The organism is Hymenobacter mellowenesis, assembly GCF_030581005.1.
Classification (GTDB): domain Bacteria; phylum Bacteroidota; class Bacteroidia; order Cytophagales; family Hymenobacteraceae; genus Hymenobacter; species Hymenobacter mellowenesis.
Map to the genome: position 1 here is coordinate 239082 of NZ_JAUQSX010000008.1, position 12124 is coordinate 251205.

General features: G+C 61.8%; 11 protein-coding genes. 2 read left to right on the forward strand and 9 right to left on the reverse strand.

Going from position 1 to position 12124, the window contains the following annotated elements; translation table 11 throughout:
• Positions 1 to 118: 118 nt before the first annotated feature.
• Positions 119 to 1777 carry an FAD-dependent oxidoreductase gene (locus tag Q5H92_RS16350; protein ID WP_305012619.1) on the forward strand — a complete coding sequence of 553 codons (1659 nt, stop codon included), beginning with the start codon at positions 119 to 121 and terminating at the stop codon, positions 1775 to 1777.
• A gap of 95 nt (positions 1778 to 1872) precedes the next feature.
• Here the strand turns inward: Q5H92_RS16350 and rfbA are convergent, their stop codons facing one another.
• The 6 genes from rfbA to Q5H92_RS16380 all read right to left on the reverse strand — a co-directional run bounded on the left by rfbA (position 1873) and on the right by Q5H92_RS16380 (position 8174).
• A complete protein-coding gene (gene rfbA / locus Q5H92_RS16355; protein WP_305012620.1) occupies positions 1873 to 2751 on the reverse strand; it encodes a glucose-1-phosphate thymidylyltransferase RfbA in 879 nt (292 codons plus the stop codon).
• 118 nt (positions 2752 to 2869) lie between these two features.
• A complete protein-coding gene (locus Q5H92_RS16360; RefSeq protein ID WP_305012621.1) occupies positions 2870 to 3877 on the reverse strand; it encodes an SDR family oxidoreductase in 1008 nt (335 codons plus the stop codon).
• 138 nt (positions 3878 to 4015) lie between these two features.
• Positions 4016 to 5071 (reverse strand): dTDP-glucose 4,6-dehydratase, encoded by a 1056-nt coding sequence (rfbB, locus tag Q5H92_RS16365; RefSeq protein ID WP_305012622.1) that lies wholly within the window; start codon positions 5069 to 5071, stop codon positions 4016 to 4018.
• 58 nt (positions 5072 to 5129) lie between these two features.
• On the reverse strand, positions 5130 to 6152 hold the full coding sequence (gene galE, locus Q5H92_RS16370; RefSeq protein ID WP_305012623.1) for a UDP-glucose 4-epimerase GalE: 1023 nt from the start codon (positions 6150 to 6152) through the stop codon (positions 5130 to 5132).
• Between the two features lie 95 nt (positions 6153 to 6247).
• Positions 6248 to 7543 carry a nucleotide sugar dehydrogenase gene (locus Q5H92_RS16375; RefSeq protein WP_305012624.1) on the reverse strand — a complete coding sequence of 432 codons (1296 nt, stop codon included), beginning with the start codon at positions 7541 to 7543 and terminating at the stop codon, positions 6248 to 6250.
• 4 nt (positions 7544 to 7547) lie between these two features.
• On the reverse strand, positions 7548 to 8174 hold the full coding sequence (locus tag Q5H92_RS16380; RefSeq protein ID WP_305012625.1) for an acyltransferase: 627 nt from the start codon (positions 8172 to 8174) through the stop codon (positions 7548 to 7550).
• A gap of 88 nt (positions 8175 to 8262) precedes the next feature.
• Between Q5H92_RS16380 and Q5H92_RS16385 the strand changes: the two genes are divergently transcribed.
• The gene (locus tag Q5H92_RS16385; protein WP_305012626.1) at positions 8263 to 8853 is read left to right on the forward strand and encodes a Uma2 family endonuclease; all 591 of its coding nucleotides are present in this window, start codon (positions 8263 to 8265) and stop codon (positions 8851 to 8853) included.
• On the opposite strand, the gene Q5H92_RS16390 is transcribed toward Q5H92_RS16385, so the two are convergent.
• Genes Q5H92_RS16390 through Q5H92_RS16400 form a run of 3 tightly spaced genes read right to left on the reverse strand, consistent with a single transcriptional unit; the run spans position 8850 to position 11679 of the window.
• Entirely contained in the window at positions 8850 to 9233 is a 384-nt protein-coding gene (locus tag Q5H92_RS16390) for a hypothetical protein (RefSeq protein ID WP_305012627.1), read from the reverse strand. The two genes, Q5H92_RS16385 and Q5H92_RS16390, sit on opposite strands and share 4 nt — an antisense overlap.
• Positions 9234 to 9246: 13 nt before the next feature.
• A complete protein-coding gene (locus Q5H92_RS16395; RefSeq protein ID WP_305012628.1) occupies positions 9247 to 10689 on the reverse strand; it encodes an aldehyde dehydrogenase in 1443 nt (480 codons plus the stop codon).
• A gap of 39 nt (positions 10690 to 10728) precedes the next feature.
• Positions 10729 to 11679 carry a glycosyltransferase family 2 protein gene (locus Q5H92_RS16400; protein ID WP_305012629.1) on the reverse strand — a complete coding sequence of 317 codons (951 nt, stop codon included), beginning with the start codon at positions 11677 to 11679 and terminating at the stop codon, positions 10729 to 10731.
• Positions 11680 to 12124 lie beyond the last annotated feature (445 nt).

Here is a 12124-nt window from a genome sequence, read left to right on the forward strand (position 1 = left end):
CAAGGGAGAGGGGAGCCTGATGTTATTTGTCAGAAATAAGTCCGGTTCCCCCTCTCCCTTGGGAGAGGGGGTCAGGGGGTGAGGCGCCCCGTCAGAACATTCTAAAACATCATCCCCCATGGCCACCCCCAAACCCATTATTCTCGCCGTCGATGACGACCCGCAGGTGCTGGCCGCCATCGCGCGCGACCTGCGCCAGGAGTTCGCCCAGAACTACCGCATCCTGCGCGTGGGCTCCGGCCCCGAAGCCCTCGAAACCATCCAGGAGCTGCACGCCAAGGAAGAGCCGCTGGCCCTCATTCTGGCCGACCAGCGCATGCCCGAACTCGAAGGCGTGGAGCTGCTCACGGCCTCGCGTGAGTTTTTCCCCGACGCCAAGCGCGTGCTGCTCACGGCCTACGCCGACACCGAAGCGGCCGTGCGCGCCATCAACTCGGCCCGGCTCGACCACTACCTGATGAAGCCCTGGGACCCGCCCGAAACCCTGCTCTACCCCACCCTGCACGACCTGCTGGCCGCCTGGCAGGCCAGCAACAAGCCGCGCTACGATGGCATCCGGCTCATCGGGTTTCAATGGTCGCCGCTCTCGCACGAGCTCAAGGACTTCCTCAGCGGCTACATGGTGGGCTACCAGTGGCTCGACTACGAAACCAGTCCCGAAGCCCAGGCCCTGGTCAAAGCCAAAGGCTTCGACTCGACGGATTTGCCGCTCATCATCTGCGCCGACGGCAAGGCCGTGGCCAACCCCAGCAAGGCCGACCTGGCCAACCACCTCAACATCGCCAACCAGCCGCTGCAGGACATGTACGACGTGGTGGTGGTGGGCGCCGGCCCCAGCGGCCTGGCCGCGGCCGTGTACGGCGCCAGCGAGGGCCTGCGCACGCTCATCATCGAGCGGCAGACGCCCGGCGGGCAGGCCGGCACCAGCTCGCGCATCGAAAACTACCTGGGCTTCCCCACCGGCCTGAGCGGCGCCGAGCTGGCCCACCGCGCCTGGACCCAGGCCGTGCGCCTCGGTGCCGAGTTCCTGGCCCCGCAGGAAGTCACCAACCTCTGCATTCAGGACGGCTACAAGGTCCTCACCCTCGGCGACGGCCGCGAGGTGAAAACCAAGGCCGTGGTGCTCACCACCGGCGTCAGCTACCGCACCCTCGACGTACCGGGCATGGACCGCCTCAGCGGCGCGGGCGTGTACTACGGCGCCGCCCGCACCGAGGCCCGCAGCTGCGACGAGCAGGACGTGTACATCGTGGGCGGCGGCAACTCGGCCGGGCAGGCGGCCATGTACCTGGCCACCTACGCCCGCAACGTTTACATCGTCATTCGCGGGGCCAACCTAGCCGCCAGCATGTCGGCGTATTTGATTGAGCAGATTCGCACCACGCCCAACATCGTGCTCATGCCCTTCTCCCAAATCAAGGAAGTGTGCGGCCAGGACCACCTCGAAGCCGTGATGGTGGACGTGAACGGCACCGTGGAAAAGCGCGAGGCCCGGGCCCTGTTCGTCTTCATCGGCGCCAAGCCCAGCACCGAATGGGTGTGCGACCAGGTGGTGTGCGACGGCAAAGGCTTCGTCCTCACCGGCCGCGACCTGGTGACGGACCCGCGCTATCCCCAAATCTGGCACAAGGAGCGGGAGCCCTACCTGCTCGAAACCTGCGTGCCCGGCATCTTCTCGGCCGGCGACAGCCGCGCCGGCGCCATGGCCCGCGTGGCCTCGGCCGTGGGCGAGGGCAGCATGGCCATCAAGTTCGTGCACCAGTACCTGGATGAGTAAAATTAGGGCAGGAGGGTAAGAGGGTAAGGGGGTAGGAGTTTGAATAGCACACAACTCCTCCCCCCCTACCCTCTTACCCTCCTGCCCTAAAAACCCTACTCCTCCAGCATCAGCTGCTCGGGCAGGTTCATCAGGTAGTCGCCGTAGCCGCTTTTGCGGAGCGGGGCGGCTATGGCCCGGAGCTGGTCGGCATCGATAAAGCCCTGGCGGTAGGCGGCTTCCTCGATGGAGCCCACTTTCAGGCCCTGGCGCTGCTCGATGACTTTTACGAACTCGCCGGCCTGCATCAGGCTCTCGAAGGTGCCGGTATCGAGCCAGGCGGTGCCGCGGCCCAGGATGCCCACTTTGAGCGTGCCGCGGCGCAGGTACTCACGGTTCACGTCGGTGATTTCGTATTCGCCGCGCGGGCTCATTTCCAGGTTTTTGGCGATTTCCACCACGTCGTTGTCGTAGAAATACAGGCCCGGCACGGCGTAGTTGCTCTTGGGCTGGGCCGGCTTTTCCTCGATGCTGAGGGCCTTCTTGTTCTCGTCGAATTCCACCACGCCGTAGCGCTCAGGGTCGTGCACGTGGTAGGCAAACACCACCCCGCCCTGCGGGTCGTTGTTGGCCTTGAGCAATTCCGAGAGGCCGGCGCCATAGAAAATGTTGTCGCCGAGCACCAGCGCCACCTTGTCCTGGCCGATGAAATCAGCGCCCAGCACGAAGGCTTGCGCGAGGCCGTTGGGCACCTCCTGCACCACGTACTGGAAATCGCAGCCCAGGCTTTTGCCATCACCGAGCAGCTTTTTAAACTGCGCCTGGTCGTGGGGCGTGGTGATAATCAATACTTCCCGGATGCCGGCCGACAGCAGAATCGACAGCGGGTAGTAAATCATCGGCTTGTCGTACACGGGCATGAGTTGCTTCGAGACGGCCAGCGTGAGCGGGTGCAGGCGGGTGCCGGAGCCGCCGGCGAGGATAATACCTTTCATAGTACTTCTGTCATCCTGAGCGTAGCGAAGGACCTTATCACGTCTGCGCTACAGTGAGTAAGTAAACCTGACGAAGGCAGCCGTGATAAGATGCTTCCTTCGTCAGCATGACAACGATTTAGTTGCGTTCCTGAATAAACGCTTGGTTGGCCTTAAACCACGCCAGCGTCTGCCGCAAGCCCTCGCGGATGCGCACCTGCGGCTGGTAGCCCAGCAGGCGGTTGGCCTTCGAGATGTCGGCCAACGAGTCGCGGATGTCGCCGGCTCGGTCGGGGCCAAACTTCGGCGCCAAATCGGAGCCCGCTTCCTCGCGCAGGATGTCGTACATCTGCACCAGCGAGGTGCGGTCGCCCACGGCGATGTTGTAGACCTGGCCCAAGGCCTCGGGGTTCTCCACCAGCGCGGCGCGGATGTTGGCCTCCACGCAGTTTTCCACGAAGGTGAAGTCGCGGGTCTGGCCGCCGTCGCCGTTCAGCGTAGGCGCCTCGTTGCGCAGAATGGCGTCGATGAACAGCGGAATCACGGCCGCGTAGGCCCCGCCCGGGTCCTGGCGCGGGCCGAAGATGTTGAAGTAGCGCAAACCCACGATTTCCATGCCGTAGGTGCGGGCAAAGACGTCGGCGTACAGCTCGTTGGCGTACTTGGTCACGGCATAGGGCGAGAGCGGCTTGCCGATGCGGTCTTCCACCTTGGGCAGGCCGGGGTGGTCGCCGTAGGTCGAGCTGCTGGCCGCGTACACGAAGCGCTTCACGCCCGCGTTTTTGGCGGCGGTCAGCATCTGCACGAAGCCGCCCACGTTCACGTCATTGGTCAGCACCGGGTCTTTGATGGAGCGCGGCACCGAGCCGAGGGCGGCCTCGTGCAGCACCACGTCCACGCCCGCGCAGGCATTGGCGCAGGTGGCCGCGTCGCGGATGTCGCCGTCCAGGATTTCGAGGCGCGAATCGCCGGCGAACAGCGCCAGGTTTTTACGGAAGCCGTTGGAGTAGTTGTCCAGCGTCCGCACCTTCTTTACGCCGTATTTCAGCAGATACTCCACGATGTTGGAGCCAATGAAGCCCGCGCCGCCGGTAACGAGAAAGGTCAGATTATCGAGCGGCCGCTCGTGGAAAGGGTTTTCGTACACTTCGTTGAGTTAAAAATTAATCAGCACGTCATGCTGAGCGTAGCCGAAGCATCTCTACTGCTTTACTATTCAATTATTTTGGCGACGAAGCAGTAGAGATGCTTCGGCTACGCTCAGCATGACGTGCTGATTAGCGCCTTAGCGCCCCGCGTACTGCTTCTGGTTGTAGTCCTGATAGGCGCCGCTGGTCACGCTGTTGAGCCATTCTTCGTTTTCGAGGTACCAATCCACGGTCTGGGCTAGGCCTTGCTCGAAGGTCACGGAAGGCTTCCAGCCCAGCTCATTCATGATTTTCGAGGAGTCGATAGCGTAGCGCATATCGTGGCCGGCGCGGTCGGTCACGAACTTGATGAGCTTACGCGAGGTGCCTTGCTCCTGCCCGGTTTTTTCGTCCACCACGTCGCAGAGCAGCTCGATGAGCTTGAGGTTCTGCCACTCGTTCACGCCGCCGATGTTGTAGGTATCGCCGTTTTTGCCCTTATGGAACACTGCATCGATGGCCGTGGCGTGGTCTTTCACGAACAGCCAGTCGCGCACGTTCTCGCCCTTGCCGTACACGGGCACCGGCTGGCCGGTGCGCAGGCGGTGAATGGCCAACGGAATCAGCTTCTCGGGGAAGTGGTTGGGGCCGTAGTTGTTGGAGCAGTTGCTCAGCTTGATGGGCAGGCCGTAGGTGTGGTGCCAGGCGCGCACAAAGTGGTCCGACGAAGCCTTCGAGGCCGAGTAGGGCGAGCGGGGGTCGTAGCTAGTTTCTTCGGTGAACATCTCGGGGCCGAAATCCAGCGACCCGTACACTTCGTCGGTGCTCACGTGGTAGAACACGTGGCCCTCGTAGCCCTTGGGCTGCCACAGGTGGCGCGCCGCATTCAGCAGGTTCACCGTGCCGATAACGTTAGTTTTCACAAACGCCATAGGGTCGGTAATGCTGCGGTCGACGTGCGACTCGGCCGCGAGGTGAATCACGGCGTCGGGCTCCTCGTTGGCAAACAGCTGGTCGATGAAGTTCTGGTCGGCAATGTCGCCTTTGATGAATTTGTAGTTCGACGCGTTTTCCACGTCGCGCAGGTTCTCCAGGTTGCCGGCGTACGTCAGCGCGTCAAGGTTGAGAATCTGGTACTCGGGGTACTTCGTCACGAACAGACGAACAACGTGGGACCCAATGAAGCCGGCGCCGCCGGTGATGAGGATTTTCATAGGTTTGGGTGATTTGTCATGCTGAGCGCAGTCGAAGCATGACGTGCTTTTTGATTTTTTATTTCGCCAGCGTTTGCTGCCACTTCCACGAGCTGGCGAGCGAGTCGGCCAGGGAGGTTTCGGTTTTGAAGCCCAGCACCTGCTCGGCTTTGGTCGCGTCGGCATAGATGGCGGGCACGTCGCCGGGGCGGCGCGGGCCGAGTTCCACGTTCAGCTTCTGGCCCGATACTTCCTCGAAAGTGTGCACCACTTCGAGCACGGTATTGCCGTGGCCGGTGCCCACGTTGAAGGTTTCCACGGTGTCGCTGGCCTTATGGTCGAGCAGGCGCTGCACAGCCACCACGTGGGCCTTGGCCAAATCCACAACGTGGATGTAGTCGCGGATGCACGAGCCGTCGGGCGTATCGTAGTCGGTACCGTACACCGTCAGCTTCTCGCGGATACCGGCGGCCGTTTGGGTGATGAAAGGCACCAGGTTGTTGGGCACGCCCAGCGGCAATTCGCCGATTTTAGCCGACTCGTGCGCGCCAATCGGGTTGAAGTAGCGCAGCAGAATGGTGCGAATCTGGTTGTCGGGCGCGCCCGATACATCGTGCACGATGTCTTCGCACATCTGCTTGGTGCGGCCATAGGGCGAGGAAGCCGGCTTGGTGGGCGTGGCCTCGGTCACGGGCAGCGCGTCGGGCACGCCGTACACGGTGCAGGAGGAAGAAAACACCAGGTTTTCCACGCCAGCCTCCTTCATCACCTCCAGCAGCGTGAGCAGCGAGCCCACGTTGTTCTGAAAGTAAGCCAGCGGCTTCGCCACCGATTCGCCCACCGCCTTGTAGGCCGCAAAGTGAATGACGCCCTTGATGTCTTTCTCCGTCTCAAACACCTGGCGCAGGGCCGCCGCGTCGCCGCAGTCGATGCGGTGCAACGGCACGGCCGTGCCCAAAATGGCCTCAATGCCCGCCACGGCCGACTCCTGCGAGTTGCTGAAATTGTCGATGATGACGGGCTGAAAGCCGGCCTGCGCCAGCTCCACCACCGCGTGGGAACCGATATAGCCGGCGCCGCCGGTCACGAGAATTTTGGTCATTGTTTTAGTTGTCAGTTGCTCGTTGTCAGTTGTTAATTCGGCCACCAGCGCCGGCAATAAGCCTGACAACTGACAACGAGCAACTGACAACTAGTTTACAAGCTCCAGTACTGAATGTCCTTCATTTTGCCGCGGTACAGGCCTTTGATGTCGACCAGCACGGCGTTGTCAGACGTAATGGACTGAAAGTAGGCTTCGTCTTTTTCGGCGTAGGGCTGGTGGCTCACGGCCACAATCACGGCGTCGTAGTCCTTGCGCACGTCGTCGGTGGGCGTGAGGCGGAAGCCGTACTCGTGGTGCAACTCGTTGGAGTCGGCGTGGGGGTCCACAATGTCCACGTTCACCGAGAAGTTTTTCAGCTCCTGAATCACGTCGGCCACCTTGGAGTTGCGGATGTCTTCCACGTTTTCCTTGAAGGTGGCGCCCATCACCAGCACGCGGCTCTTGGCCACATCCTTGCCCTTCTTAATCATCATCTGCACCGTTTTGCGGGCGATGTAGGCGCCCATGTTGTCGTTGGTGGTGCGGCCGCTCAGAATGACCTTGGCATCGTATCCCAGTTCTTTCGCCTTGTAGGTTAGGTAGTACGGGTCGACGCCGATGCAGTGGCCGCCCACCAGGCCGGGGCTGAACTTGAGGAAGTTCCACTTGGTGCCGGCGGCTTCGAGCACCTCGTAGGTGTTGATGTTCATGCGGTCGAAAATCATCGACAGCTCGTTCATCAGGGCGATGTTGACGTCGCGCTGGGTGTTTTCGATGATTTTGGCGGCCTCGGCCACCCGGATGCTGCTGGCGCGGTGCACGCCGGCATCCACCACCAACTCATATACTTTAGCAATGGTGTCGAGGGCCTCGTCGTCGTTGCCGCTCACCACTTTCACGATGCGGCGCAGGGTGTGCTCCTTGTCGCCGGGGTTGATGCGCTCGGGCGAGTAGCCTACTTTGAAGTCGTTCGGGAATTTCAGGCCGCTCAGGCGCTCAATCACCGGAATGCAGTCTTCCTCGGTGCAGCCGGGGTACACGGTGCTCTCAAACACCACGTAGTCACCCTTTTTCAGCACCTTGCCTACGGACGACGACGCGCCGAGCAATGGCTTGAGGTCGGGCATGGCGTGCTCGTCGATGGGCGTGGGCACGGCCACGATGTAAAACTGCGCCTGGCGCAGCACCTCCAGCGAATCGGTGAAGGTGATGTCGCAGCCGTTGAAAGCCTCCTTTTCGAGCTCGCCACTGGGGTCGATGCCCTGTTTCATCTGGGCCACGCGGCCGGCGTTGATGTCGAAGCCAATGACTTTCAGCTGCTTCGCGAATTCGAGGGCGATGGGCAAGCCCACGTAGCCGAGGCCGATGACGGCCAGGGTGGCCTCTTTGCGCAATAGTTGGTCGTACACGTAGTTAGATTTTCGAGGTTCGTTTGTCGGTTTTGGCGAGCGGACGCACCGACTGTTCGTCGGTGCTGAGCTCGTATTGTTCGCCGCTTTCGGGGCAGGTGGCCCGGCGGTTAGCGTCGAAGGCGAGGCGATGGCCGTAGGCGCTCATCCAACCCTGGGGCCGGGCGGGCGCGCCGTATACGAGAGCATAGGCCGGCACGTCGTGCGTGACCACGCTGCCCGCGCCCACGAAGGCGTAGCGCCCCAGCCGCGTGCCGCACACAATGGTGGCGTTGGCCCCGACGGTGACGCCCTGCTCCAGATAAGTGGTTTGGTACTGGCCGGCGCCCTTGCGGGGCACGGCGCTGCGCGGATTCTTCACGTTGGTGAACACCACCGAAGGGCCCAGAAACACGTCGTCTTCGCACACCACGCCGCCGTAGAGGCTCACGTTGTTTTGCACCTTCACGTTGCGGCCCAGCACCACGCCGTCGGCCACGAATACGTTCTGGCCCAAGTTGCAATCTTCGCCAATGTCGGCCCCCGCCGAGACGTGGCAAAAGTGCCACACGCGGCTGCCCCGGCCTATCTGGCAGCCCTCGTCGAGGACGGCGGTGGGATGGGCGTAGTAATCGGGCGTAGCGTGGGGCATGCGGGCAGGCAAGGGATTGAAGCCGCAAAGGTAAGACGGGGCGGGGGTTGGGTTCGTACTTTTGGGTAATTCCCTCACTGAGCACGTTATGGGCCTTCCTGTTCGCCACACTGATAATCCTGATTTCATTTCGCCCGAAGACTACCTGCGCTTGGAACGCGAGGCAGAATTCAGGCACGAGTACGTTGAAGGCAAAATCATCGCCATGGTTGGCGCCAGCTATTCACACAACCTCATTTGCATGAATCTGGGCGGTGAAATGCGGAGCCAATTGCGCGGAAAAAACTACTCAGTAGTGGGCAGCGACCAGCGCCTACAAATTATGAGTGGCAGTGCCTTCGTGTATCCTGACCTGACAGTAGTATGCGCCCCCCCGAAATTCAACGAGGAAAAAAAACCTGATACCTTACTAAATCCCACGCTATTGGTAGAAGTGCTGTCGCCTACTACCAGTCAGTATGACCGTAGCGACAAATTCATGCTCTACCGACAAGTGCCGAGCCTGCGCCAGTATTTGGTATTAGACTCGCAATCAGCCTATGCCGAACTGCACACGCAGGATGAGCGGGGCCGCTGGGTACTCACCGAAACCCGCGACCTTGACGCCGTGCTGGACCTGAGCAGCATCGGCTGCCAAGTACCGCTGGCGGAGGTGTACGCGGGGGTGGAATTGGGCTAACGACCAAAGGCAGCGTGCAGGAGGTCGCCTATTAAAGTAGCGTAGGCTGAAAATGCACCCACAATTGCACAAAGCCACGTCAGCCACAGGCTGCTTGTGATGAGTATGGCGACTACGGATTTTTGCTGCTGCCGGGCTGCCCGATTCAAGGCAATCAGGTGCAAGGTGATACCGACTACCCAACCAATTACCACCACCCAAACGCTTAACTCAATCGTCTCGCTGATGCCGTGGCCGTAAGCATAGGAAACAACGAGCGAGTTGACGTACAACAGTCCCCATGCACCGAAGCAGTCGAGCAAACCCAGTGCAAGGACTAGCCCGGCTAAGCGCGGCCAAGCCGGCCACGGTTGCATTCGTGGATAGGTGGCGGTATTCATAGCGACGAAGATATTAGAGCTTCACGCACACGTTCTGCGCCTCGGTGAAAAACCGCAGGGCTTCCAAGCCACCTTCGCGGCCCACACCGGAGTTTTTCATGCCGCCGAAGGGCGTGCGCAGGTCGCGGTGCAGCCAAGTATTTACCCACACAATGCCGGAGTGCAACTGGTGCGCCACGCGGTGGGCGCGTTGCAAATCGCGCGTCCAGAGGGTGGCGGAGAGGCCGTAGTCGGTGCTGTTGGCCATCATCAGAGCTTCCTCGTCGGTGTCGAAGGGCGTGAGGGTGACCACGGGGCCGAAGATTTCCTCCTGGTTGGTGCGGCAGTCGAAAGGCAGGTTTTCAAACACCGTGGGCTCCAGGAAGTAGCCGCTTTCGCAGCGGCCGGGCACGGTGGCGCGGTGGCCGCCGGCCAGCAGGGTGCCGCCTTCGTCATGGGCCAGTTGAATGTAGTCCAGCACTTTATTCAAATGCGCTTCGCTCACCAGCGCGCCTTGCTTAGTATCGGCTTCGAGCGGGTCGCCGATTTTTTGCAGCTCCAGCTGCTGGAGAAACTCGGTTTTGAAGGCTTCGTAAATGGGCCGCTCCACGAAGATGCGGGAGCCGCAGAGGCAAATTTGGCCCTGGTTGGCGAAGCTGCTGCGTACGCTGGTGGCCACGGCGGCGGCCAGGTCGCAGTCGGCGAAGATGATGTTCGGGTTTTTGCCGCCCAGCTCCAGGCTGAGCTTTTTGAACAGCGGCGCGGCCGTGCGGGCCAGGTGCCGCCCCGTGGCCGTGCCGCCCGTGAAGCTGATGGCCTTGATGCCCGGATGCTCCACAATGGCCTGCCCGCAGTTCGGCCCGTTGCCGTGGATGATGTTGAGCACGCCGGCCGGCAAGCCCGCTTCGATGCACAGTTCGCTCAGCAGAAAGGCGGTAGCAGGGGTGATTTCCGAGGGCTTGGCCACCACGCAACAGCCCACGGCCAGCGCGGGCGCAATTTTCCAAGTAAAAAGGTAAAGCGGCAGGTTCCAGGGCGAGATGCAGCCCACCACGCCCACCGGGTGGCGCACGGTGTAGTTCACCGCCACGCCTTCCTGCACGTGCGCTTCGGTGGCGAAGTGGCCGGCGGCGGTGCCGAAAAAGTGGAAGTTGCTGGCCGCCCTCGGAATGTCCATCACGCGGGCCAGGCTGAGCGGCTTGCCGTTGTCCTGGCTTTCGGCGCGGGCCAGGCGGTCGAGGTTGGCGTCGATGAGGTCGGCTATTTTCACCAGCAGACGGCCCCGGTCCTCGGCCGGGAGGGCGCGCCAGGCGGGCAGGGCGGCTTCGGCGGCGGCCACGGCGGCGGCCACGTCTTCGGAGCCGGAGTCGGGAATCTGGCCGTAGACCTGGCCGGTGGCGGGCTCCACGTTGTCGAGGTAGCGGCCGGCCTGGGGCGGCACCAGCTGGCCGTTGAGGTAATTCTGGATGCGCAGCATAAGCGTAGGGAGTGGGTGAACAAAGCTAACGCCCCGCTCCTACTTCCCCGGGCCGGCGTACGGCGGCAGGTTGGTATCCGAAATCAGGTACAGTGGGCGCTGGCGCACGTTGGCCGAGAGCCGGGCGATGTACTCGCCGATGATGCCCACCGAAATGAGCTGCACGCCGCCCAGAAACAGGATGCTCACCATGAGCGACGCCCAGCCCGGCTGGTAGTCGTGGGTGATGAAGCGCGAATACAGCGTGTACAAGCCCACGAAAAAGGCAATGCCCGACACCGCAAACCCGCTGATGGTGGCAGCCTTGAGCGGCACGTCGGAGAAGGCGGTGATGCCGTCGAGGGCCAGGCGAATCATCTTGCGGTAGGTGTAGCCGGTTTCCCCGCCGGCCCGCTCGGCGCGGTCGTACTCGATGAAGGTCTGGCGGTAGCCAATCCAGGAAATCTGACCCCGGATGAACTTGTTCTGCTCCGGCATGAGGCGCAGGCCCTCCACCACTTTGCGCGAAATAATGCGGAAGTCACCGGTATCGACCGGGATGGAAATGTGGGTGATGCTGGCCAGCAGGCGATAAAACAGCCGGGCGGTGAGCTTCTTCGCGGCGCTGTCGCCCTGGCGCGAGCGGCGCTTGGCGTACACCACTTCATAGCCTTCGCGCATCTTGGCCAGCAGCTGCGGGATGAGCTCGGGCGGGTCCTGCAGGTCGGCGTCGATGATGACGACGGCATCGCCAGTGGCCCGGTCGAGGCCGGCCGTGACGGCAATCTGGTGGCCGAAGTTGCGGCTCAGGTCGATGTAGCGCACCCGCGTGTCGCGGGCGGCCAGGTTCAGGAGCAGGGGCAGTGACTGGTCGCGTGAGCCGTCGTTGATGAAAATCAGCTCGAAGCCGCCGGACAAGGCCATCGGTTCGAGCACACTCAACAAGCGGCGGTGGAGCTCGTCGATATTGCTTTCCTCGTTGTAGATGGGAATGATGACGGACAGTTTCATGCGGACGGAAGAATAGTTCGGGGCAGAAAAATCGGGCGTACTTATGGGCCAGCGCAATCAAATTCACGCCCAGCCATCTAGCGTATATCCATGATTATGAAACCATTTGCTCGAATCGAAAGCAGTCCGTTTTCTGGGCCGGTAATACGAGGCAAGGTGCCGAGTGCCCCGGGTCTTTTCCCCAGCGCTACACACTCCGCCGCATCGCGGCGGGAACAAACGGCCAATGCCTTTCTTCAAACTGCTGGCATTTGACGCCATCGGTCAGGCTCATGCCCGGCAAAAATACACCATTGCCCCAGAGCGCCCCGGTGCCATTCAATGCCACGGGCGGCGCACCACCTCCCACAAAGGCCATTGTGTTGATGCCGCTGGCCGGGGCACCGAACAATTGTGAGGTGAGGCCGAACAGTTGTGTCTTCCTTCATTCGGCCTGCCCCCACGG

Coding starts and splice junctions, on each gene's coding strand:
- Q5H92_RS16400 (WP_305012629.1), bottom strand. CDS start 11,679: ATGAAACTGTCCGTCATCATTCCCATCTACAACGAGGAAAGCAATATC.
- rfbA (WP_305012620.1), bottom strand. CDS start 2,751: ATGAAAGGTATTATCCTCGCCGGCGGCTCCGGCACCCGCCTGCACCCG.
- galE (WP_305012623.1), bottom strand. CDS start 6,152: ATGACCAAAATTCTCGTGACCGGCGGCGCCGGCTATATCGGTTCCCAC.
- Q5H92_RS16385 (WP_305012626.1), top strand. CDS start 8,263: ATGGGCCTTCCTGTTCGCCACACTGATAATCCTGATTTCATTTCGCCC.
- rfbB (WP_305012622.1), bottom strand. CDS start 5,071: ATGAAAATCCTCATCACCGGCGGCGCCGGCTTCATTGGGTCCCACGTT.
- Q5H92_RS16390 (WP_305012627.1), bottom strand. CDS start 9,233: ATGAATACCGCCACCTATCCACGAATGCAACCGTGGCCGGCTTGGCCG.
- Q5H92_RS16395 (WP_305012628.1), bottom strand. CDS start 10,689: ATGCTGCGCATCCAGAATTACCTCAACGGCCAGCTGGTGCCGCCCCAG.
- Q5H92_RS16380 (WP_305012625.1), bottom strand. CDS start 8,174: ATGCCCCACGCTACGCCCGATTACTACGCCCATCCCACCGCCGTCCTC.
- Q5H92_RS16350 (WP_305012619.1), top strand. CDS start 119: ATGGCCACCCCCAAACCCATTATTCTCGCCGTCGATGACGACCCGCAG.